General features: G+C 46.5%; 24 protein-coding genes. 22 read left to right on the forward strand and 2 right to left on the reverse strand.

Going from position 1 to position 24,083, the window contains the following annotated elements:
• Positions 1–11: 11 nt before the first annotated feature.
• The 17 genes from MKY22_RS04540 to MKY22_RS04620 all read left to right on the forward strand — a co-directional run bounded on the left by MKY22_RS04540 (position 12) and on the right by MKY22_RS04620 (position 16,843).
• Positions 12–482, forward strand: a complete 471-nt coding sequence (locus MKY22_RS04540; protein WP_341086992.1) for a hypothetical protein — start codon at positions 12–14, stop codon at positions 480–482.
• Between the two features lie 171 nt (positions 483–653).
• On the forward strand, positions 654–1,616 hold the full coding sequence (locus MKY22_RS04545; RefSeq protein WP_023467492.1) for a PhoH family protein: 963 nt from the start codon (positions 654–656) through the stop codon (positions 1,614–1,616).
• Between the two features lie 36 nt (positions 1,617–1,652).
• Positions 1,653–3,710, forward strand: coding sequence for an HD family phosphohydrolase (locus MKY22_RS04550; protein WP_341086998.1), 2,058 nt, complete (start codon positions 1,653–1,655; stop codon positions 3,708–3,710).
• The gene (gene ybeY, locus MKY22_RS04555; protein WP_029341033.1) at positions 3,707–4,183 is read left to right on the forward strand and encodes an rRNA maturation RNase YbeY; all 477 of its coding nucleotides are present in this window, start codon (positions 3,707–3,709) and stop codon (positions 4,181–4,183) included. The genes MKY22_RS04550 and ybeY overlap by 4 nt, the downstream gene beginning before the upstream one ends.
• Before the next feature lie 29 nt (positions 4,184–4,212).
• Positions 4,213–4,530, forward strand: coding sequence for a diacylglycerol kinase (locus MKY22_RS04560; RefSeq protein WP_341087002.1), 318 nt, complete (start codon positions 4,213–4,215; stop codon positions 4,528–4,530).
• Between the two features lie 48 nt (positions 4,531–4,578).
• The gene (locus MKY22_RS04565) at positions 4,579–4,977 is read left to right on the forward strand and encodes a cytidine deaminase (RefSeq protein ID WP_023467498.1); all 399 of its coding nucleotides are present in this window, start codon (positions 4,579–4,581) and stop codon (positions 4,975–4,977) included.
• Positions 4,970–5,878, forward strand: a complete 909-nt coding sequence (gene era / locus MKY22_RS04570; protein WP_341087005.1) for a GTPase Era — start codon at positions 4,970–4,972, stop codon at positions 5,876–5,878. Before MKY22_RS04565 ends, era begins: the two co-directional genes overlap by 8 nt.
• A 3-nt stretch (positions 5,879–5,881) precedes the next feature.
• Positions 5,882–6,631 carry a DNA repair protein RecO gene (recO, locus tag MKY22_RS04575; RefSeq protein ID WP_341087009.1) on the forward strand — a complete coding sequence of 250 codons (750 nt, stop codon included), beginning with the start codon at positions 5,882–5,884 and terminating at the stop codon, positions 6,629–6,631.
• Between the two features lie 288 nt (positions 6,632–6,919).
• Positions 6,920–7,810: a glycine--tRNA ligase subunit alpha gene (gene glyQ, locus MKY22_RS04580; RefSeq protein ID WP_029341034.1), complete on the forward strand. Its 891-nt coding sequence runs from the start codon at positions 6,920–6,922 to the stop codon at positions 7,808–7,810.
• A complete protein-coding gene (gene glyS, locus MKY22_RS04585) occupies positions 7,803–9,863 on the forward strand; it encodes a glycine--tRNA ligase subunit beta (RefSeq protein WP_294742959.1) in 2,061 nt (686 codons plus the stop codon). The genes glyQ and glyS overlap by 8 nt, the downstream gene beginning before the upstream one ends.
• A 21-nt stretch (positions 9,864–9,884) precedes the next feature.
• Positions 9,885–10,514: a helix-turn-helix transcriptional regulator gene (locus MKY22_RS04590; RefSeq protein WP_035398363.1), complete on the forward strand. Its 630-nt coding sequence runs from the start codon at positions 9,885–9,887 to the stop codon at positions 10,512–10,514.
• A gap of 12 nt (positions 10,515–10,526) precedes the next feature.
• Entirely contained in the window at positions 10,527–11,336 is an 810-nt protein-coding gene (locus MKY22_RS04595) for a pyruvate, water dikinase regulatory protein (RefSeq protein ID WP_341087012.1), read from the forward strand.
• 146 nt (positions 11,337–11,482) lie between these two features.
• Positions 11,483–13,279, forward strand: coding sequence for a DNA primase (gene dnaG / locus MKY22_RS04600; protein WP_149426945.1), 1,797 nt, complete (start codon positions 11,483–11,485; stop codon positions 13,277–13,279).
• Positions 13,280–13,313: 34 nt separating this feature from the next.
• Positions 13,314–14,399, forward strand: coding sequence for an RNA polymerase sigma factor RpoD (rpoD, locus tag MKY22_RS04605; RefSeq protein ID WP_023467512.1), 1,086 nt, complete (start codon positions 13,314–13,316; stop codon positions 14,397–14,399).
• Between the two features lie 153 nt (positions 14,400–14,552).
• A complete protein-coding gene (gene cccA / locus MKY22_RS04610) occupies positions 14,553–14,894 on the forward strand; it encodes a cytochrome c550 (RefSeq protein WP_029341040.1) in 342 nt (113 codons plus the stop codon).
• Positions 14,895–15,011: 117 nt separating this feature from the next.
• Complete coding sequence (locus MKY22_RS04615; protein ID WP_341087022.1) at positions 15,012–15,731, forward strand: tRNA (adenine(22)-N(1))-methyltransferase; 720 nt, start codon at positions 15,012–15,014, stop codon at positions 15,729–15,731.
• Positions 15,731–16,843, forward strand: coding sequence for a Nif3-like dinuclear metal center hexameric protein (locus MKY22_RS04620; RefSeq protein ID WP_341087024.1), 1,113 nt, complete (start codon positions 15,731–15,733; stop codon positions 16,841–16,843). Before MKY22_RS04615 ends, MKY22_RS04620 begins: the two co-directional genes overlap by 1 nt.
• 103 nt (positions 16,844–16,946) lie before the next feature.
• On the opposite strand, the gene MKY22_RS04625 is transcribed toward MKY22_RS04620, so the two are convergent.
• The gene (locus tag MKY22_RS04625; RefSeq protein ID WP_029341043.1) at positions 16,947–17,894 is read right to left on the reverse strand and encodes a 4-hydroxy-3-methylbut-2-enyl diphosphate reductase; all 948 of its coding nucleotides are present in this window, start codon (positions 17,892–17,894) and stop codon (positions 16,947–16,949) included.
• Positions 17,895–18,039: 145 nt separating this feature from the next.
• Here MKY22_RS04625 and MKY22_RS04630 point away from each other — a divergent pair, with 145 nt between their 5' ends.
• The 5 genes from MKY22_RS04630 (at position 18,040) to MKY22_RS04650 (ending at position 23,792) form a co-directional block, all read left to right on the forward strand.
• Positions 18,040–19,803: a two-component system sensor histidine kinase NtrB gene (locus tag MKY22_RS04630; protein ID WP_341087028.1), complete on the forward strand. Its 1,764-nt coding sequence runs from the start codon at positions 18,040–18,042 to the stop codon at positions 19,801–19,803.
• Positions 19,800–20,753 (forward strand): sugar ABC transporter substrate-binding protein, encoded by a 954-nt coding sequence (locus tag MKY22_RS04635; protein WP_341087030.1) that lies wholly within the window; start codon positions 19,800–19,802, stop codon positions 20,751–20,753. Before MKY22_RS04630 ends, MKY22_RS04635 begins: the two co-directional genes overlap by 4 nt.
• 47 nt (positions 20,754–20,800) lie before the next feature.
• The gene (locus MKY22_RS04640) at positions 20,801–22,153 is read left to right on the forward strand and encodes a DEAD/DEAH box helicase (protein ID WP_064300313.1); all 1,353 of its coding nucleotides are present in this window, start codon (positions 20,801–20,803) and stop codon (positions 22,151–22,153) included.
• Between the two features lie 98 nt (positions 22,154–22,251).
• On the forward strand, positions 22,252–23,154 hold the full coding sequence (locus MKY22_RS04645) for a deoxyribonuclease IV (protein ID WP_341087036.1): 903 nt from the start codon (positions 22,252–22,254) through the stop codon (positions 23,152–23,154).
• A gap of 20 nt (positions 23,155–23,174) precedes the next feature.
• Positions 23,175–23,792, forward strand: a complete 618-nt coding sequence (locus MKY22_RS04650; RefSeq protein WP_341087039.1) for a hypothetical protein — start codon at positions 23,175–23,177, stop codon at positions 23,790–23,792.
• Positions 23,793–23,912: 120 nt separating this feature from the next.
• Here the strand turns inward: MKY22_RS04650 and MKY22_RS04655 are convergent, their stop codons facing one another.
• Entirely contained in the window at positions 23,913–24,083 is a 171-nt protein-coding gene (locus MKY22_RS04655; protein ID WP_023467523.1) for a XapX domain-containing protein, read from the reverse strand.

The following is a 24,083-nucleotide window of genomic DNA, read 5'->3' on the forward strand; positions in this document are numbered from 1 at the left end:
GGTGAGACGGTATGGATATCATATGGGTCGGATTGATGATCGCATTCGGTGTCATCTCCGTCATCTCAAAAGCAGCAGATAAAAAACCGAAGCAGACGAACCGAACTCCTTCAAAGGAGTTCGGTGAATATGTGAAGCAAATGACCGAACAGGTCGATACGATGCGACAAGAGACGGTACCTCCACCTGTCGTTCGTAAAAAAGCACCCTCGAAGAAACAACCGGGGGTAACGCAAACGAAAGCGCGACCCGTTCATGAACGAACGGAATTGCAACAACGTTTGGACCAACGTCAAAAGCAACATTCGAAAAAAGGGATGTCCTCATCGACGATTGGCGAAATCAAAGATAGCGTAGCAGATGGTGCCATTGGATCGTCTAGTCGTTCAGCATCAGCAACGACGATTTCACAAGATGAAATGCGACGTGCCATCGTTTGGAGTGAAGTTCTTGGTGCGCCTGTTTCCAAGCGCAAACGCTAATATTTGTATAGTGAGTCGATCCTACGAAACGCGTAGGATTGACTCTTTTTATTTCCTAAAAGGTGGGAACGGGTTTTTCTTTCCATCTTTTCGGCGGAAGTGCTAAAGTGGAAGAGATTAGATATGAAGCGATGACAACTTGTTATCCATGACTAGGAGGCCATTCACAACGTGATATTCAACGAAAGAATCCCATTTGCATTTTCGAATTCAGAACAGATTCAAGCATTCGTCGGTCCGAATGATGCAGTCTTACGTACGATGGAAGCAGAACTTGACGTTCAGCTGACGCATCGAGGAGATGAACTGTTGGCACAATCCGAACAGGAGCAGTCTGTGATCTTAGCAGGACAGGTCGTAGGCGTCTTGAAACAACTTGTGAATCGTGGTGCTGTTTTAACAGAGCGTGACGCGACGAGCGCCATTCAACTCGCACGTCAAGATCGTGTGGATGAACTGCTAGAACTTTACGATACGGTCATTCATACGAATCATAAAGGAAAACCACTTCGTGCAAAGACACTCGGTCAAGCACGTTACGTTCGGGGAATCGACCGCTGTGATTTGACATTTGGTATTGGGCCAGCGGGAACCGGAAAAACGTATCTTGCTGTCGTGATGGCGGCAAAAGCGTTAAAAGAAGGTCACGTCAAACGACTCGTCCTGACGCGTCCGGCAGTAGAAGCAGGAGAAAATCTAGGATTCCTTCCAGGGGATCTTAAAGAAAAAGTCGATCCCTATCTACGTCCTCTGTACGATGCGCTACATGACGTGCTTGGTGTCGAACATACGGCTCGTCTGCTTGAACGTGGTGTCATCGAAATCGCACCGCTTGCTTACATGCGAGGACGGACGCTTGAACATGCTTTTGTCATTCTCGATGAAGCGCAAAATACGACACGGGAACAAATGAAGATGTTCCTGACGCGTCTCGGATTCCATTCGAAGATGATTGTTACGGGCGATTTAACACAAGTCGATCTTCCGCGTGGAAAAACATCTGGTCTACAAGAAGCGTTACATTTGCTCGGTAATGTCAAAGGGATTCATTTTGAGCACTTTGGCTCAGCTGATGTCGTACGTCACCCACTTGTCCGGAAAATCGTTGATGCTTATAGTCAGGATTTGACCTAAGCCGTTACGGAAAAAGAGGGAAAAGGGGGAGATGATATGCGCAAGGTTGGGGTCTGGGTTGGTCTTTTGACAGTAGTATTCTATCTCATCGTATCGACGATGATGTATGTCAGCGTTCGACCAGAAGCCTTGTCCGCAGAACCATTCTCAATTGCAGAAGAAGATATCCGGTCACCCTTGACGATGGAGGACCGGGTCGCAACAAATCAAATCAAGGAAAATTCGGTTGCTGCAATCGAGAGTCAGTATACGATCAAACAAGAGTATGCAGCACAGCAAATTGATAAAGTAGAACAACTTTTTGCTAGTTTGTCCGGTATTAAAAAAGCAAATGAGATCGGTAAAATCAAGCAGCGTCTGCGTGGGACGGAGGCAGCGACACTGTTGAAGGATGATGAGTTACGCTTGCTTGTGACGTCGACGACAGCACTGCGGAATACGACACGTGACGTCGTCATTACAGCGATTGAAGAAGCGATGCGTCAACGTATCTCGTCCGATGGTGGTGAAGTAGCAGAAGCACGTGAGAATGCGCGGACGGATATCGAACGTTCGCCGCTCTCCTTCTCATTAAAAGCAGTCGCTAAAGCGCTGACCGATCAACTGATCGTAACGAATTACGTCTATGATCCGGAAAAGACGGAACAGCTCCGTAAGCAGACGAGTGATAAAGTCGAACCGGTTATCATTTCAGAAGGTGAAGTGATCGTCAAACGAGGCGAAGTGATTTCACAAGATGCCTATCGTCAGCTACAACTCGTCGGATTGATTTCTGATCGACAGTCGTTGAAACCGTTACTCGGTGCGATGCTAATCAGTGCGTTGATGACTGCCTTTTTATTTGGCTTCATTCACCGTTCGAAACTGCGATACGCTCAAATGGGGCGGATTCGTTTATTTGGGCTTGTCTATCTCGTCGTCAGTCTACAATTACTCGTCATGTATGGTATGGCGTTCTTAGCAGACGACATCAATCCAGCATTTTACTTACTCACGCCGACGGCTTTTGCTGCGCTCGTCCTGCGTAATTTATTGAACGAACCGATTGCCTTATCAAGCTCTCTGTTCACGGCGCTTGCCGGAACGTTCTTCTATAGTGCGAATCAAAACTTCAGCTTCAATATCGCGATCTATTTATTGGTCGGTGGGTTAGTTGCAACGTTTTTCCTACAATCTAGTTTGTCGCGTCGTCGTATTTTCATGAGCAGTATTTCGATTGCCGGAGCAAACATCGCGATTTTCTTAGCATTCGTTCTACTGCGAAGCGGTACGTTCGAACCGCGAGAAACATTGATTTTAATCGGCTTTGCGATTGCGAGTGGTATATTGAGTGCCGTCCTGGCAATTGGACTATTGCCGTTTCTTGAGATGACATTCGGTATTTTAGCACCGACGCGTCTACTCGAACTGTTGAACCCAACACATCCGTTACTCAAAAAACTATTAGTTGAAGCACCGGGAACGTACCATCATAGTATGATGGTCGCGAACCTAGCAGAAACAGCCTGTGAAGCAATCGGAGCAGATGGGTTGCTTGCACGAGTCGGAGCCTACTATCATGATTTAGGGAAAACACGACGGCCACTTTATTTCATTGAAAACCAGCATGGACGTAATCCCCATGATCGATTGACACCGGAAGAGTCGGCACGTGTCATCTTGGCACATACCGAGGATGGCGTTGAATTACTCGAAGACGCAAAACTTCCTGCAGCGATCATCGATATTTGCCGTCAGCATCATGGAACCTCTCTGCTTCGATATTTTTATGTCAAGGCAGCAGAACAAGGTGAGGTCGACGAAAAGACGTTCCGTTACACAGGTCCGAAACCACAAACTCGTGAAGCGGCGGTCATCATGATCGTTGACTCGATTGAAGCGGCCGTTCGTTCGATGAAAGCTCCTTCAGAAGAAGGAATTCGGGACTTAGTCGCGAAAATCATTCGTGAAAAGATGATGGATGACCAATTCGCGGAATGTGACATTACGACACGTGAGATTTATCGCGTCGGTGAAAGTGCGTGTCATACTTTATCCGGTTTGTTCTATGAACGAATCGAGTATCCAGAATTAAAGAAAGAGGCAACGACATGAATATTTATATGACAGACGAAAATAATCGTCTAACGGAAGAACAACGACAGCTTGTCGAATCGATTTTGATTTACACGGCAGAACAAGAAGAAGTCGATTCAAATAGTGAGTTGTCCGTGACTTTCGTCTCAAACGATGAGATTCAAGAAATCAATCGTGAATGGCGTGGAAAGGATCAGGCGACAGACGTCATTTCCTTTGCGATGGAAGAACTCGGAGAAGATGAAATCGATTTCGGATTGCTCGAAGATGAACCAATCGTCCTTGGCGATTTGATCATTTCCGTGGAACGATGCCGTGAACAAGCGGCAGAGTATGGCAATCATTTTGAGCGAGAGCTCGGTTTCCTCGCTGTCCATGGTTTTCTCCATTTACTCGGATACGATCACATTGAAAAAGCAGATGAGGAAGTCATGACGAAGCGACAGGAGGAAATCCTGCATCACTTCGAGTTATATCGGGGCACATTGTGAAAAGCTGGTGGCAACCCTTTCGGCATGCCATGAACGGATTGCGCCAATCGATTCGAGAGGAACGGCATATGAAAGTTCATGTGACAGTTGGTGCCATCGTGTTACTTGTCGCCTTTCTATTACCATTGACGTCTGTCGAGCGAGCGATTCTCTTCTTGACGGTCGGGATCGTCATCAGTGCTGAGATGTTCAATACAGCGTTTGAGCGCGTCGTTGATCTCGTAACGCAGAAATGGCATCCGCTGGCAAAAGCAGTCAAGGATATTGCAAGTGGAGCTGTTCTTGTGTTGGCGCTTACATCTATTGCAATTGCACTATGCATCTTCATCCCATATTTGGTACAATAAGAATCCGGCCTTTTTGGCCAATACCGTTCCTAAGAAGGGGATACTCACATGAAAACAGAACAATTACTCGAACAAGCTAAACGTGCACGCGAAAAAGCGTATGTTCCATATTCGAAATTCCAAGTCGGTGCGGCTTTACTAACAAAAGACGGACAAGTCTTCCATGGCTGCAATATTGAAAACGCTGCATATGGTCTTTGTAACTGTGCAGAACGGACAGCAATCTTTTCTGCGTGGGCACAGGATGCGCGTGAGTATGCAGCGATGGCTGTCGTTGCGGACACGGAAGGACCGGTCGCACCATGCGGACAATGCCGCCAAGTGTTATCAGAGATGTGTGACGCGGATATGCCAATCTATTTGACGAACCTTAAAGGGGATGTCACAGAAACAACAGTGGGCGCCCTCTTACCAGGAGCATTCACGAAAGGGGATTTACATGTTTAAAGAAGGATTCAAATCGGGCTTTGTCTCGATCATCGGACGCCCGAACGTCGGAAAATCGACATTCCTCAACCGTGTCATCGGACAAAAGATTGCCATCATGTCTGATAAGCCACAAACGACGCGAAACAAGATCCAAGGTGTCTATACGACAGAAGACGTTCAGACGATTTTCATCGATACACCAGGGATTCACAAACCAAAACATAAACTCGGCGACTTCATGATGAAGGTCGCGACGAACGCATTGCGTGAAGTTGATGCGATTTTGTTCATGGTCAACGTGACGGAACCAAAAGGAAAAGGTGACGATTTCATCATTGAAAAATTGAAAGAACTCGATACACCCATCATTCTCGTCATGAATAAGGTCGACTTGATTCATCCGAATGATATTCCGCCAATCATCGAGTCATATAAAGATGAGCTTGAGTTTGCGGCAGTCGTTCCAATCTCTGCGTTACAAGGTAACAACGTCGGACCGTTACTTGAAGAAATCGCGAAGATCTTACCGGAAGGACCGATGTATTACCCGGCGGATCAAGTCACTGACCACCCGGAGCGTTTCATCATCTCAGAGATGATCCGTGAGAAAGTCCTGCAAAAGACACGCGATGAAGTACCACACTCGATCGCAGTCGCGATTGATCAAATCAAGACGCGTGAGAATGGCAACATGGTCGATGTCCATGCGACGATCTTGATCGAGCGCGATTCCCAAAAAGGAATCATCATCGGTAAACGCGGAGCACTTCTAAAAGAAATCGGCTCTGAAGCACGAACGGACATCGAGATGTTACTCGGAACGAAAGTTTACCTGAACTTGTGGGTTAAAGTCCAAAAAGATTGGCGCAACAAGGCCGGTCAATTGCGTGAACTTGGCTTCCGCGATGACGAGTACTAAGCGATGATCGATAAGGCGGAAGGGCTTGTACTACGAACGGTCGTATACGGTGAATCGAATAAAATCGTCACGCTACTGACACGTGAATACGGCAAGCTCGCCGTCATGGCGCGAGGAGCGAAGAAGCCGGGTAGTCGTTTTAACGCGGCAAGCCAGCCTTTCGTTCGAGCCGTCTATATCTATCCAAGGTCACGTGGTCTCGGTCAGTTGAAATCAGCAGACGTCATCACGAGTCATGCGCATATCCGGCAAGATGTCGTCTTGATGGCGTATGCGATGTATCTACTGGAGCTTGCAGATAAAGCGCTTGATGAACGTGTGCCGCAACCGGCACTCTATGATTTGTTCGTCGAAGGACTGGAGGCGATGGATGAAGGACTCGATCCCGACGTCGTCTCCTTCATCATCGAGTTGCGCCTGTTGCGTCATCTAGGGATTGCGCCACACTTGAACGGCTGTACGATTTGCGGGAGTGCTGAAGCACCGTTTGCTTTTTCGTTACACCACGGCGGTCTACTCTGTCGCCGGCATCGCCATGAGGATGAACATGCTGTCTTCATGTCAGAAGCAGTCGCGAAGATGCTCTACGTGTTCTCTGTCTACGATTTTTCGCGGATCGGGACCGTGACGGTGAAGCCGGAAACGAAGCGTCTACTACGTCAAATCATGGATGCTTATATGGAACGCTACAGTGGGTTACGCCTACGTTCAAAACGTGTCCTCGACCAGTTGATTGATTTCAGCAACGATTGACAGCAACAAGCGGGTTCGGTAGAATAAATGCGGTAGAAGCAACTAAATGAACACGATGACGAAAAGGAGTACCGCCTTTTTCTCAATCAAGCGATTCCAGGGTGGTGCGAGCTGGGAGTGAGAGGGGCGCGAATGGCGTTTCGGAGTGTTCTTTGTCAAAAAGAGTGGCATGCGATGCATGCAAGTAGGGTGGAACCGCGGGCTCGTCTCGTCCCTATGTGCAACGATTGTTGTACATAGGGGCGTTTTTTGCGTTCCTTAATCATTTCGGAGGTGAAAGTCGTGAAGATGACAGTACAAGACATGATCTTGACATTACAAAAATTTTGGGCAGAACAAGGCTGCTTGACGATGCAAGCATACGACGTAGAAAAAGGAGCCGGTACGATGAATCCGATGACATTCTTACGGAGTCTCGGACCAGAACCATGGAACGTTTGTTATACAGAACCATCACGCCGACCGGCTGATGGTCGTTACGGGGAAAACCCGAACCGTCTGTATCAACACCATCAATTCCAAGTCATCATGAAACCGTCACCTGACAACATTCAGGAATTGTACTTACAAAGTCTCGAGTTGCTCGGTATCAACCCACTCGAACATGATATTCGTTTCGTAGAGGATAACTGGGAGAATCCGACATTCGGTGCTGCAGGTCTCGGCTGGGAAGTATGGCTGAACGGGATGGAAATCACGCAATTCACGTATTTCCAACAAGTCGGTGGAATCGAGTGTAACCCGATCGCAGTAGAGATCACGTATGGAATCGAGCGTCTTGCGTCGTACATTCAAGACGTCGAGAGTGTCTTTGATCTCGTTTGGACGGATGGCTTCAAATACGGTGATATCTTCTATCAACCGGAGTTCGAACATTCAAAGTATACGTTTGAAACATCAGATGTCGCCTTACTCTTCACTTTGTTCGATCAATATGAAAAAGAAGCGAATCGTGCCTTGGACGAGAACCTCGTCTTCCCAGCGTATGATTACATCTTGAAATGTTCGCATACCTTTAACCTTCTCGACGCGAAGGGAGCAATCTCTGTCACGGAACGTACAGGATTCATCCATCGTGTCCGGAACATGTCGCGCCGTTGTGCGCAAAGTTTCATCGAAGAACGGGAACGTCTTGGCTTCCCATTGATCAAGTCGAAAGCAGGTGAGTCACATGCATGAATTATTACTTGAAATCGGTTTAGAAGAGATGCCGGCTCGATTCGTCCTTCAATCCGAAACACAACTCAAGGAACGCGTGACGCGTTTTCTTGAAGAAGCACGGATTGAGTTCACAAGCGTCGAATCCTTCTCGACACCACGCCGTCTTGCAGTGTATGTCAAAGGTCTCGCAGCACGTCAAAGTGACCTCGAAGAGACATTAAAAGGACCGGCAAAACGTATCGCGATGGACGAAGCAGGGAACTGGACGAAAGCAGCCGAAGGGTTCGCACGTGGTAAAGGGTTAACGACGGACGATCTCTTCCTTGGAGAAGAAAAAGGAGTCGAGTATCTCTATGCGACACGTAAGGAAGTCGGACAAGCGACAGCCGATCTACTTCCTGGACTAAAACAAGTCGTCGAAGCGATGACATTCCCGAAAAACATGCGTTGGAGCACACAATCGTTACGTTACATGCGTCCGATTCGTTGGTTGATTGCCCTGCTTGACGATCAAGTCATCCCGTTTGAAGTCGCATCCGTCGAAACAGGTCGGACATCACGTGGACATCGTTTCCTCGGGCAGGACATCACGATCCTGCGTCCGAACGCTTATGTTGAAGCGCTCGCAGGAGAAAACGTCATCGTCAGTTATGAAGCACGTCGTCAATTGATTGAAGAACAAATCGCAGCGCTTGCGGCACGCGAACAATTCGAAGTGCCGATTGATGCTTCTTTACTTGAAGAAGTCACGAACCTAGTCGAGTATCCGACAGCCTTGTTCGGTGCATTTGATGAAGCATATCTTGAGTTACCAGAAGAAGTCTTGATCACGACGATGAAGGAACACCAACGTTACTTCCCGGTCAAACGTGACGGTGCGTTGCTCCACTATTTCGTCACGGTACGAAACGGAAACGCAACACATCTTGAAAACGTCGCACGCGGAAACGAAAAAGTCATCCGTGCCCGTTTAGCCGATGCGCAGTTCTTCTATGAAGAAGATAAAAAAGCAGATATCGATGAACAGGCGAAACGTCTTGATAAAATCGTCTTCCATGAAAAATTAGGAACGACAGGTGAAAAAGTCCGTCGCGTCCGTCAGATGGCACTCGCACTTGCCGATCGTGTCGGTGCAGACAAAACACGTGTTGAACGTGCAGGACAAATCTATAAATTCGATCTCGTCAGTCAAATGGTCTATGAATTCACAGAATTACAAGGTCTGATGGGTGAGCGGTATGCGAACATGAAGAATGAGGATCCAGAAGTCGCGGCTGCGATTCGTGAACATTACATGCCACGCTTCGCGGGGGATGCAAGTCCGGAAACACCAACAGGAACACTCTATGCGATTCTCGATAAGATGGACAGCGTCGCTGGATTCTTCGGTGTCGGCATGATTCCAAGTGGATCAGCGGATCCGTATGCATTGCGTCGTCAAGCACAAGGAATTGTGCAAATCTTATCGGATCGTAAGTTGAACTTGACATTGACTGAACTGATTGCCTTCGTCGTGTCTGAACAGGTAGCAGCAGGTCTTTACGCGAAGGATGCCGAAGAAGTTCAAGCTGCATTACAAGACTTCTTTGCACAACGCTTGAAATACCGTCTATCGGAAATGAACTTCCGTCATGATGTCGTCGAAGCCGCTCTTGATCATACGTTGACAGTCGAAGCGAATGAGCAGCGTGCTGCGATGCTTGAAAGTGCGACGAAAAAAGAATCGTTTAAGAAAACGGTCGAACAACTCAGCCGTGTCTTAAACATTTCGAAAAAAGCAGAAGACGTCACAACTGTTAATCCAGCGCTCTTTGAAAATGATGCGGAACGCGCGTTACATGAGGCGATTGAGAAGACCTTACCAGAGGTCGATCAAGCGATCGCGTCACTTGATTATGAACGAGCGCTTGAGGCACTTGAGGCAACCGTTCCGTCGATCACAGCATACTTTGACGGTACGATGATCATGACGGACGACGAAACAGTCCGCACGAACCGTCTTAGCGAAATGAAACGATTTGCGCAAGCCATCGAATCAGTCGCCCGGTTCAATGCACTTACTTTAGCGTAAAGAAAAAGGACGGATGAGCCGATGAAGTTAAATGAACGGCAAAAAAAGATACTCCAAATCGTCAAAGAGAACGGTCCGATCACGGGAGAGCAGATTGCTTCTGCACTCTCCCTGACACGGGCGACATTACGACCCGATTTGTCGATTTTAACGATGACCGGCATGCTAGAAGCGCGTCCACGTGTCGGCTATATGTACGTTGGAAAGAAAAATGCGTCCATGCTTCATGAGAAACTCGACACCTTGACCGTCGGCGAATTCATGTCGTCGGCAAAGGTCATTCATGAAGGGATGACCGTATACGATGCGATCGTTCACTTATTCCTTGAAGATGTGGGTTCGCTGTTCGTCGTCAGTAAGGACCATGCGTTAGTCGGTGTGTTGTCACGTAAGGATTTTCTACGTGCGGCAATCGGTAATCAAGAGTTAGACTCGTTACCGGTCAATATCATCATGACACGGATGCCGAATTTGACGGTCTGTGAAAAATCGGAGACGTTGATTGGTGCCGGTATGAAACTGATCGAAAAGCAGATTGATTCAATGCCAGTCGTCGAAGAGGAGAACGGCGTCTTGAAAGTCGTGGGTCGAATGACGAAGACGAATATGACGAAAGTGTTGGTCGCTTTAGCACGTGATGAAGAAATTTAAGGAGGGTTCCTGATGCGTCAACGGATTTATGTCGTGAGTGACTCTGTCGGAGAGACGTGTGAACTCGTCGTCCGCGCAGCTGCAATCCAATTCCCGGAACAAGCTATCGAAACGGTCCGCATTCCGTTCGTCGATGATGATCAAGTCATTTATGACTTGGTTCTTCATGCGAAAGAAGAACAAGCGACGATCGCTTTTACGATCGTTCATGCGACCCATCGTCGTCTGCTTGCAGACACAGCGCGTGCCCACGGTGTAAAAGCAATCGATCTACTTGGTCCATTGCTTGATACGATGGAAGATCGCTTGCAGATGCAACCGAAGGAAGAGCCAGGGTTAATCTATCGCCTAGATGAGGAGTATTTCCGAAAAATCGAAGCGGTTGAATTTGCTGTCAAGTATGACGATGGACGTGATCCAAAAGGTATCAAACGTGCGGATATCGTCTTGATCGGGGTGTCGCGTACATCAAAGACACCACTTTCGCAGTATCTGGCTTTGAAGCGATATAAAGTAGCGAACGTACCACTCGTACCTGAATCGATCCCGCCAGCAGAGCTATTCGATATTCCAAAAGAAAAATGTTTTGGACTACTCATCTCACCGGAAAAGTTGATCGACATCCGAATGGAACGCCTGCGTTCATTAGGACTCGAACCAGAAGCAGCATATGCGCAGATGGACCGAATCAACCGGGAACTCGAATACGCACGGAATTTATACGAACGAATCGGTTGCCAAGTCATCGACGTGACGAATAAAGCAGTCGAGGAAACAGCGAATCTGATTTTGACTGGAATTTCCGGGAAAGCGCATGACTAGTCAAGCAGTCAGGAACATAGTATACTTGTTTAGCTGATAAATGAGATAATGCCCTTTTTCTAATGAAACGGAACGAGTCATCGTTCCGTTTCATTGCGGGTATGGTCATGTAAGGATAAGTTCTCAAGGAAAGGGGAGAGGACGGAATGAAGCGAATTCCTGATGAAATCGTCGATCAGGTCCGCCAAGCAACGGACATCGTCGAATTGATTTCAGAACGTGTAGAATTAAAAAAACAAGGGAATCGATATTCAGGGCTTTGCCCGTTTCATTCTGAGAAATCACCTTCCTTTTCTGTTTCTCCTGATAAAGGGATGTACTACTGTTTTGGATGTGGTGCAGGTGGAAACGCGATCACTTTTGTCATGGAAACAGAAGGAATGAGTTTCAAGGAAGCCGTCTCTAAATTAGCTGATCGCAGTGATGTCACACTTCCAGAACTGGAGCCGGACCGATTCGAACAATCGGAATCGACACCTGAACAGGAAAAGAAGTTCCGGATGCGCGAGGCACATCGGATCGTCACTGAGTTGTATCATGAGGTGTTGATTCAAACGGAAGCAGGCGACGCGGGACGAATCTATTTAGAGAATCGTGGTATCCGTGAAGGTGCGATGCGTGAGTTCCGACTCGGGTATGCACCGGATCAAGATCGTTTTACAGTGGATTCCTTGGCACGACGTGGGTTTGATTTAGATGAGATGGTCGAAGCGGGATTGATTTCAATCGGACGCGATGGCGATTATCGAGATCGATTCAACGGTCGAGTCGTATTCCCTATCTCCGATCGTGATGGCACGATCGTCGGATTTAGTGGACGTTCGATTGATGGTCGTGATCCGAAGTATGTCAATACAGCGGAAACACCTTTGTTCAATAAAAGTGAACTGTTATTCGGATTCGCTCAAGCACGAGGGGCGATGCGCAAAATCAAACAAGTCGTCCTCGTTGAAGGGAATCTTGATGTTGTGCGTGTCGCTCAAGCGGGTATACCTTATACGGTAGCCTCTTTAGGAACAGCCTTAACACCGGTTCATGCCCAAAACCTAGCACGTATCGTCGATGAAGTCATTATTTGTTATGACGGAGACAAGGCAGGACGCGCTGCGACGTTAAAAGCCCTACAGTTGCTTGAAGCCGTTGCCGTCGACTGTTCCGTCATCCGTTTACCGGATGGCGAAGACCCGGATTCCTTCATTGGGAATCAGGGCGAAGAGACGTTTTTACACTGGATCGAACAAGAACGGGTTTCAAGTCTTGAATTCAAATCTTTTTATTTTCGACAAGGAAAAAACTTGCGATTAGAAGGAGAACGCGTTCGATATATTGAAACTATGCTTGAAGAGATTGGTCGAACATCCAATCCGTTGTTACGGGACATTTATTTAGGAAAACTTTCTGAGGAATTTAAACTCTCGAAAGACTCCTTGATCGCACAAGTGCGTCCAACCGTCCAACAACCGAAGAGAGAACAAATCGTTTCCGATCGCCCAACTGCTCTACCGACAGCACCTCCTGACCGAACGTTCGCGAACTGGAAAAAGGCAGAACGCTTCTTGCTTGCCTACATGATCCGTTCAGAAGAAGTATGTCTTGAAGTGCGAGAGCAACTAGGTGTCCAATTCAATGATCCGGCACATCAATTGATTGCCGGCAAGCTATATGAATTTTACGGAGCAGGTACGCAAGGAAGTCCTGATCGTTTTTTGACGATGTTGCACGACGCTTCTTTGCAACGAATCGTAGCGGATTTAGAGTTCATGCTGATGCCTGAGTATGATCCTGATTTACTCAGTCACTACATTCGTGCCGTCCAAAATGAACAGCAACGTCGGTTGTTAGAAGAAGAAAAGTCACGATTGAATCAACAAACAGATATCCGTGCTCAAGCGGAGCTGATGCAGGCGATCATAGAACGGAAGCGTCGTTTAAAAGATCGATGACCTGCTGCATGATGTGGAAGGAGTGTATGGTTCGATGGCAGAAAAAGCAAGATCAGAAGCTGAATTACTCCGTCTCGCGAAAGAGGAACTCATCGCGCTCGGACATAAAAATGGTGAATTGTCACACCAAAAGATCGAAGACAAACTAAGTTCGTTCGAATCAATGGATGCTCAGCAATTCGAGGAATTCCTTCAATTGCTTGAAACAGAAGGTATCAAGGTCAACAATGACGGTACAGGGGACGAAAAAGAAGAGGCGGATCTAAACGATTTGTCTGTTCCTCCTGGTGTCAAGATCAATGACCCTGTCCGGATGTATCTAAAAGAAATCGGTCGCGTTGATCTGTTGAATGCAGAAGACGAAGTCGAACTCGCTAAACGAATCGAACAAAACGATGAAGAAGCAAAAAAACGATTGGCGGAAGCAAACTTACGTCTCGTCGTTTCGATTGCGAAGCGTTATGTCGGACGCGGTATGTTGTTCCTTGATTTGATTCAAGAAGGCAACATGGGTCTGATCAAAGCGGTCGAGAAATTCGACTATACGAAGGGATATAAATTCTCGACGTATGCAACATGGTGGATTCGTCAGGCAATCACACGTGCGATTGCTGACCAAGCGCGGACAATCCGAATTCCAGTTCACATGGTTGAGACGATCAACAAATTGATTCGTGTCCAGCGTCAACTCTTGCAAGATCTCGGACGTGAACCATCACCGGAAGAGATTTCAAAAGAGATGGAAATCACGCCGGAAAAAGTCCGTGAAATCCTGAAAATTGCCCAAGAGCCGGTTTCTCTTGAAACTCCAATCGGGGAAGAGGACGATTCACATCTCGGAGATTTCATCGAGGACCAAGATGCGACGGCACCACAAGATGCTGCAGCATACGAACTCTTGAAAGAACAACTCGAAGATGTGTTAGATACACTGACGGATCGTGAAGAAAACGTCCTTCGTCTTCGTTTTGGTCTTGACGATGGTCGGACACGGACACTTGAAGAAGTCGGAAAAGTATTTGGCGTTACACGTGAGCGGATTCGTCAAATCGAAGCAAAAGCACTTCGGAAGTTACGTCACCCGAGTCGTTCGAAACGCTTGAAAGATTTCCTCGATTAATTCAAAGTGTGAAGAATATATGAAATTTTAGTGGGAAGGAAGAAAAAAGTTTCGTTTTTTTCTTCCTTCCCTGTTTTTTTTACAGTAGAATAGTAACGGGGAATACCATTCAGTCACCAACTTGGTTGGGTATAGAATATGGGGGGAATCCAAATGCGTAATCCATTAGTACCGTTCGCGGCGATCGCAGTCATCGCCATCATCGCTATGATTTCATTGTCTTACTTTGGGGTCGATCAGGTGAAGGAAGCTCGCAAAGGGCCGTCAACTGCAGAAATGAAGCCGGAAGACTTATTTGCATCTAAAGGATGTACAGGATGTCACGGTGGAAACTTAGAAGGCGGAACAGGTCCGAACTTAACAAAGATCGGCGCGAAGCTGAAAGAAGATGAAATTAAAGACATCGCAATGAACGGTAAAGGGCAAATGCCTGGCGGTCTTGCGAATGACGAAGAAGCAGCTGTTCTAGCCAAATGGTTAGCTGCTAAGAAATAAGAACAAGGGCATCTATCTCGTTACGAGATGGATGTTTTTTTGTGGTGTATGGTATCTTTTTTAGCGTAAATCCGCTATTTTTAAAAGAGAGTTTTTCGGAAAATAGGAAGGATGAAGATGATGCAAATGAACGTCGTATTGGATCAACGACTCCAAAAAGTCGTATCGTATATTCCACAAGGAGCGATCCTCGCAGATATTGGATCAGACCATGCATTCGTACCTTGTTTTTGTATACAACAAAAGAAAATCGAGCGTGCGATTGCAGGAGAGGTGAATGAAGGACCGATGGAAGCGGCAAAAGGACAAGTGGCACTTGTTGGTCTTGAATCACAGATTGATGTCCGTTTAGGAAGTGGCTTATCGGTTTTGAAACCGGGCGAAGCAACGGCGATTACGATTGCGGGAATGGGCGGAACGCTGATTGCCTCTATCCTTGAAGAAGGAAAAGATCGGTTGTCAGGTGAGGAACGCTTGATTCTTCAACCGAATGTCGATGCAGTCGATGTTCGGAAGTGGTTGCTGACGAATTCATATGCGTTATTGTCTGAAGCCATTGTCGAGGAGAACGGAAAGATCTATGAAATTCTCGTTGCAGAACGTGGAGATGAAACACTTTACTCAGAGGACGAAACAACACGTCAGTGGGAATTGTTCTTTGGACCACAGTTAATGCGGGAACGTGCACCAGAATTCATTGAAAAATGGCAGATTGAAAAACAAAAGCGAGAGTATATCTTAGCTCAGATGAAACAAGGGCAAGCAACGGAGGTTTTATCTGAAAAAATCGAAGCCATCGAACGATTGATTCAAAAGATGGAAGAGGTGACGAACTAATGGCGAATGGGAACCATATCATTGAGCAGTTTGAAGCATTTGCTCCGAAAAAATTCGCACTCGAAGGTGATCCGATTGGTCTACAAATCGGAACATTGAACAAGGACGTCAAACGTGTGCTCGTGACACTTGATGTCTTGGAGTCTGTCGTCGATGAAGCGATTGAAAAGAAGGTCGATCTCATCATTGCGCATCATCCACCGATTTTTAGTAAGTTAGCAAATGTGACGGATCGTTCTGCAACAGGACGGATCGTCACAAAATGTATCAAACACGATATTGCGGTGTATGCTGCGCATACGAACCTTGACGTGACACCAGGCGGGGTCAATGACTGGATGGCAGATGCGCTTGGTCTTGAGTCTTGTGAAGTACTAGCTCCGACATTTGAAAACACACAATATAAACTAAGTGTCTTCGTACCGACTGAGGCTGTAGAGAATGTTTCAACAGCCCTTGCACAAGCGGGAGCAGGAAAAGAAGGAGACTACAGTGATTGTCAATTCCACGTCAATGGAACGGGTCAATTCCGACCGTTGACGGAAGCTACCCCGTATATCGGTGAAGCAGGACGACTCGAACGCGTTTCAGAAGTCCGAATCGAGACGATCGTCACGGAACTGAATCAGAAACAAGTCATTCGAGCGATGAAACAGGCTCATCCATATGAGGAAGTCGCCTATGATCTCATTCGTCAAGAACGTCCGGCAACATCACTTGGTCTTGGACGGATTGGTCGGTTACCGGAAGCAATGACGTTGCGGGAATTTGCTGAGCATGTTCGCGATGCGTTTGGTGTACAAAACTTACGCTTCGTCGGAGACGAATCACGCCACATCCAAAAAGTAGCAGTCCTTGGTGGTGACGGCAATAAGTACGTCTCGACTGCAGCATTTGCGGGAGCAGATGTCCTTGTGACAGGGGATCTCTATTTCCATGTGGCGCATGATGCGATGGCACTTGGACTAGCAGTCGTCGATCCGGGACATCATGTGGAGTCGGTCATGAAGGAAGGCGTCGTCAACGAATTGAAGCGTCGATTCGAACAGAAAAAAATCGACGTCGAGCTGCTGATTTCAACAGCGAATACGAATCCGTTTCAGTTTTTATGATGAATCGAATGAAATACGTCGATGATATCGTCATATTCCATAACAAAAAAACCGAGTCGCGAATGAGGATCGCGACTCGGTTTTGCTGTATCGATTGTAATGATTAAAGTACTTTGACTTTAGGCAAGATACGTCTTAATTCAAGGAATGGTGTCTTGTCATGCGTACTGATATCAGCAGGATCATATTGTTGGAGGAAATCAATGACCTTTTTCGTGATTGGTGTTGGAGTTGATGCACCTGATGTGACACCAACTTGAGTCACACCCTCAAGCCAAGTCAAATCAAGTTCCGTTAAATCACCAATCCGATGCGCTGGAGTTCCTGCGATATCGAAGGATACCTGTGCTAGGCGGTTTGAGTTGTTCGAACGCGGATCACCGACGACGATGACGAGATCGCAATCTCCTGCTTGATCAGCCACCGCTTCTTGCCGGACCTGTGTTGCGTTACAGATTTCATTGTGTACTTCTACATGCGGATACTTTTTACGAACGTGTTCCATCAAAGCTTGGACATCCCATTGGCTCATCGTCGTCTGATTCGTGACGATGATTTTTTTGTGGGCAAGCTGAGGCGGGAGTTCATCGATATCTTCGACTTTTTCGATGAGGTGCACATGCTCTGGTGCTACACCGACTGCACCTTCAGGTTCCGGGTGTCCGTGTTTGCCGACGTAGATGACTTCATAATCATCCGCGACGACTTGACGAATCAAATCGTGCGTACGCGTCACGTCAGGACATGTTGCATCGACGACATGTAAGTTCTTCTCAGCAGCTCGTGCATAAACTGCAGGTGAGATGCCGTGTGCGGTAAAGATGACAGTACCCTCTTGAATCGTCTCTAACGCTTCGAGGCGATCGGGACCATCGACAGTGATGACACCCATATTTTCGAACTCACGTGTCACGTGAGCGTTGTGGACGATCATCCCTAAAATATGGATCGGACGTGGCAAGTCTTTATTCAATGCCGCTTGTTGTGCAAGTTTCATTGCATCGACGACACCGTAACAATAGCCGCGGGGGCTGATTTTTTTTACTAGCATAGTTATGGATTCTCCCTTTGTGAAAAAGAATGATTAGTTAGAGTGTACCATTGATTGAAGCTGAATGAAAATAGAGGAGTCTGTTTCATCCACAGAACATGCTATACTAATGAAGTTGTCAATTATTCAAAAGGGAGGCGAAGGGATGGAGTCTAAGAAAATGATGCGGTCGTATTTTTTTCAAATCACCGCTGTCTTATTCATCCTGATTTGTCTTGTCATTTCAGCGCTTGCCTTCACTGCGGACCGGGTCACGATTTCCCGCGTTGAGCAACAAACAGAGAAACAGAGCGAGAAGAGTGTCGAGGTCTCAGGAAATGCGATTCGCGACAATGTCGGGAATCTGCATGAAGAGATCATGAGCTTGCAGTTGAATGTCAAAAACCCCGACAAGCTGAAACAAAAAATTGAAGAATCGAATCTATTAGACATCGATACAGGATTTAAGAGTTTCTTCTACTTTGATCGACAGACGAAGCAAGTCACTTGGTTCTCAAGTGAGGATCGACGTATAGAAAACAGTACGATCCTAAAAGACGATGAATTCTTGCAAACGTTGACGAGTACGGACTTTCATATGAGTAAGCTGTATACGATGGAATCAGATGCTGTCACCTATATGTTCGTTCCGGTTCGAGACGGCAATGAACGCGTCGGTGTCTTTGGTGGTGGGTTAAGTGTCATGAACTCGATCGTTTTTCGGAATTCGCTTGAATCATTTGACGATCAGACGATCGCCTACCTATTCAATAGTAAAAAAGAATTGTTAGCCACATCTAGTAATCTAGTACCGGATGAAGAACGCTTATTATCGAAAAGTGTCATTGAACGTGCGTTTCAGTCGGTAGAACCTTCTGAGATTTTTAGTACGAACCAAGACATGTATTACTTCGCGAAAGATTTGAAGGTGACGGATTGGAAGATTCTCGTTCGAACGCCACGAAGCGTCTTTTATGAACCAGTCTACACGACACGGCAACAGTATTTGATCATCGCTGCCTTGACGCTCGTCCTCAGTCTGATTGTCGGCTATTTGATGTCAAAACAATTGACGGCACCGATGCTTGAACTTGTAAAGAAGATCGAGAAAAGCACCTCACCCAAACCGATTGTTCTCGAGCGTGCCGGATCGAACGAAGTCAAGACACTCGTTGCTGCCTATAACGAGTACGCTCAACGGATGGAAAATGCGCGCCTTGAGCAGTTGAGTCAACAACAAACGATGTTACATCAAGAAAAATTAGCATCACTCGGTCAACTAGCAGCAGGAATTGCCCACGAAATCCGCAATCCACTAACGCCAGTCAAGATGACGTTACAGTTGTTAGCAGCAGAAAAGGATCGTGATCCAGAAATGTTGATTCTCGCCTTATCGGAACTGGATCGAGCAAATGGCATGATTCAAACGATGCTTGATTTATCGAAAGGCGAAAACAATGCGCTTCAAAAAACGACGATTGATATGAATGATTTAATGAAGAAGCTGACATATATCTTAGAAGCGGAAGCTCATCATTACGAAGCGGACTGCAAGATTTATACACCTTCCTTCATGCCAAAGATTTATGCATCAGAAGAGGGGATTTTGCAGATTTTAGCAAACTGTGTTCGAAATGCCCTTCAAGCTGTCGCGTTTAAAGGACCGGATGGAATCTGTCATCTGCATGTCCACGTTTATCCAGAAGAAGTCGTCTTCATTGTTCAGGATAATGGGGTAGGGATGGATGGAAATCAGATTGATCATGTCGGTCAAGCGTTCAAGACATCAAAAGTCGATGGCAATGGACTTGGACTCTTCATGTCGAAACAAATCGTTCGTGATCATAAAGGCAAGATGATCTTTGATAGTAAGCCGGGTGTCGGTACGACGATTCAAGTCCACTTACCTCGAAAGGAGAAAACGGAATGAAATTCAATAAGGCCTGGTTATTCGTCCTGATTGTTTGGATTTCATCCGTTTTGTTCATTTCCAATTTATTCGTCAATCCGGATCCGAGTCCACGTCGTCATCTCGTCGGCTTCACGATCGTCAATGATAAACATGAATTTGCGCAACGGCTCGTCGATGCGTTCAAGACACAAGCCAAACTGAATAAATACGAAGCAGTCGTCGCGACGTCGCATAATTCACGCATCAATGAACGCGAGCAAATTCAAGAGTTCATTCGAATGAAGGTGGATGCAATCTTCGTGACGACGCTTGATGATGTCTATATCGCTAGTACGTTAGAAGAGGCAGCTCGTGCTGGGATTCCGGTCTTCGCGATCGATCGTTTGATCCGCTCCGATGCAGTCGTCAGTTCGATTACCTCGAATAACCAATTGATCGGGGAACAGCTTGCCTCGTTCATCAAACACGAACGCATCAAGTATACGGGACAAGCTACAGCCGACATCATTGAAGTCGCAGGTACGGCAAACGTCAATACGACGAATGAACGACACCGGGGATTTTTGACTGGTCTTGAGCGGGAGTCGGATCTGAAAATCGTCGAATCCGTGAATGGGGATTACGATCCCGTCACTTCAGAAAAGGTCATGACACAGGTCATTGAGTCAGGAATTCCGTTTGATGCCGTCTATTGTCACAATGACGATATTGCGCTAGGTGTCCTCGAAGCATTGAAAAAAGCAGGGATCAAAGGAAAAATAATTGTCGGCATAGACGGGAATCGTGCTATATTAGAAGCTGTTGACATGAAATCGATGGATGCGACGGTCGTCCAGAGTGCTGATGAGATGATGAAAGTCGCCTTCAGTGCATTGAAGCTTCATACGAAAAACAAAAAGATTCCAACTCGTTTTTATACGTACTCCTATCTGTATGACGGTAGTAGACCCATAACCATGTTGAACTAATCGAGAGGCAGAAGCCTCAGCAAATAAGGAAAGGACGGTGTCAATTCATGAATGGATTCAGCCATTATCAATTACACCCGTTCGTCATCGAAGCACTCGATGACGCCCGCATCACAAAACCGACCGACATTCAGTCGCGGATCATCCCAGCTGCAGTAAAGGGACGCGATATCATCGGTCAATCACAAACAGGAACAGGAAAAACGTTATCGTTCCTTCTTCCAATCGTTCAAAACGTCGATCCAAAGCTTCAAGAATTACAAGCCATCATCGTTGCTCCAACGCGCGAACTTGCATGGCAAATTCATGAAGAACTGAAATCGTTACTCGTGAAGGAACCAGACTTCATCAAGACGAGTCTTATTACAGGTGGAATGGATCGCGAACGTCAAATCGGTCGTGTGAAAGTCTCACCTCAAATCGTTATCGGAACACCGGGACGTATTTTAGACCTATTCAAAGAACAGGCTTTAAAACCACATTTCGTGAAGCACTACGTTATCGATGAAGCGGATCAAATGCTCGACATGGGCTTCTTGCCAGAAGTTGACCGGATTGCGCAAGCTCTTCCAGAACAGCTTCAGATGATGGTCTTCTCAGCAACGATTCCTGAGAAATTGCAACCGTTCTTGAAAAAATACATGAACAACCCGCGTTATGCGCATGTGGATCCAAAACAACAGACAGCGAAGAAAATCGTTCACCATACGATTCCGGTCAAGCATCGTGAGCGCTCACAATTGACGTTGAAAGTCGCGAAAGCGCTGAATCCGTATATCTGTCTAATTTTTACGAATACAAAAGCAGAAGCAATCGAAGTCGAAGCTTTGTTCCTAGAAGCAGGACTGAACGTTGGTTCCCTTCACGGAGATCTTCCGGCACGTCGTCGTAAACAAGCCATCAAAGAAATCAACGATGCGAAGTATCAATACGTCATCGTGACGGATCTTGCAGCACGCGGAATTGATATTTCAGGTGTGTCACACGTCATCAACCATGGTATTCCAAAAGATTTAGACTTCTACGTCCACCGTGTCGGTCGGACAGGTCGCGTCGATCAAGATGGATTGGCATACACATTGTTTGAAGATCACGAGAACGGTATGATCAATCGCTTAGAGGACCGTGGCATTCAATTCACGAACGTTGATGTCAAAGGCAGTCAAATCGTCGAGGTCAAAGAACGTCGTCGTGCGAAGCCGCACATGAAAACTGCTGTCTCGAAGACAGCGCATAGCCGTCTGTCGGGTGAAGCAGCAAAAGCGAAAAAGCGCGTTAAACCAGGTTATAAGAAGAAGCATCAATATAAGTTGAAAGAAACAGCAAAACGTGAACGCATCAAAGAACAACGTGGTGTCGGTCGCGCGCAACGTAAAGAAAACGCACGCAAATCAAAATAACTCCATTGATGACACCCGTGAAATGAAAAAACATTTTTCGGGTGTCTTGTCGTTTTCAAGATTTGGTACACTGTAAAAAGAGAAAGGTGGAAAAGAACATGAAAATAGGTTCACACGTCTCCGTTTCGGGGAAAAAAATGCTGTTAGGTGCAAGTGAGGAAGCGGCATCTTACGGTGCAACGACGATGATGGTCTATACAGGAGCACCTCAAAATACACGCCGTAAGCCGATGGAAGAGTTACGGATTCAAGAAGCATTGCAACATATGAGTGCTAATGGAATAGAGGAAATCGTCGTGCATGCGCCGTATATCATCAACTTAGGGAATACGACGAAACCCGAGACATTCGAACTCGCTGTTTCGTTTTTAGCAGCAGAAATTAAACGAGCAGAAGCGCTTGAAAAGGCGCAACACATCGTATTACATCCTGGTGCGCATGTCGGTGCTGGGGAAGAAATCGGAATCAAACGGATCGTCGAAGGACTCAATGAAGTACTGACAGGTGACGAACAGGTCAAGATCGCGCTTGAGACGATGGCTGGAAAAGGATCGGAAATCGGAAAAACCTTCGAGGAACTTGCTCAAATCATCGAAGGCGTCACACATCATGATCGTCTGTCCGTCTGTCTCGATACATGTCACGTGCATGATGCAGGATACGATATCGTGCACGACTTAGATGGTGTTCTTGAACAATTCGACCGGATCGTTGGACTGGATCGTCTTGGTGTCATCCATGTAAATGACTCAAAGAATATCCGTGGTGCTCGAAAGGACCGTCATGAAAATATTGGTTTCGGTGAGATTGGATTTGATGCCTTACATCGTGTCGTGCATCATCCTGCTCTAGCACATTTACCGAAAATCTTAGAGACGCCATACATCGGGCTCGATCCAAAGAAAAAAGTGGCACCGTATAAAAAAGAAATCGATATGTTACGTTCGGGTGCGTTTGATGCAGACTGGCGTCTACCGATTCTAGGAGCACCAGTCGAATAACTCATAAAGGGGTGTCTGTGATGTGTCATATACTCGTCGTTGATGAGACTAGTTTTGCGATACGACAAGCTGTTGTCCACTACTATGAAACAAAGGAACCGTTTTATTTGCCGGCAGAACTGGTAGAGGGAGAAGAGGTGTTTCTTGCGACGACTGACGGTATCATGGCGTATGCTGAAGCCTTGTTCACCGAGTATACGACACGTCCAGAAGATCCATTTTGGTTGACGAATGCTGACGACTCGGAAGGGTCATATGTGTGCCTTGATCTCATCAGTGTGGATTTACGTCATCCCTTACTTGGACGACCAATCGATCAACTTGGTCTTAAAACTGGACCGGTCGAAGGCGTGTTTCGCACGCGTCTGCTTGATTCATGGCAGTATGGGTATTTCGAAACGGATGTACTGACACTCGAACAATCTAAACAACGTCGAATCGAGCGCTTCAAGGAGCGAAATCATCTGGAACAAGTCGCGCGTCAATGTATGCATTGTGAGGATTCTAGGCAGTCGTTACTGGAATGGCATTTGACACCAGAAGGATATCAGACGGTTTGCCCGACCTGTCACCGATGGTTACATCAACAGATGCTTCATGCGGTGGATACGGCAGCAGCAACGGAAGAGAGTGAGTAAAATCTTTTCCTATTCAAGCAGAGCTCGCACGATCGACATTTAATCATTAAAACTATAAAAAGAATCAAAAAACAGTTCTCTTTTCTGCGCTGGCAGCAAAGAGAACTGTTTTTGTTTGGATTAGAAAAAGCGTTCTACTAAAAATAGATAGATTTTCATCCCAAGGAAGACACCGAAGATTCCGACGACGGCTGGAAAAACAGGTGGGGCAGGAATCGGCAGTTTCAGTGCGGTAAACACGACGCCGCAGATGACGCCGGCGAGAAGGGATAATAAGATTTGCTGAAGCAT

This window comes from Exiguobacterium sp. FSL W8-0210 (assembly GCF_038006045.1).
GTDB lineage: Bacteria > Bacillota > Bacilli > Exiguobacteriales > Exiguobacteriaceae > Exiguobacterium_A.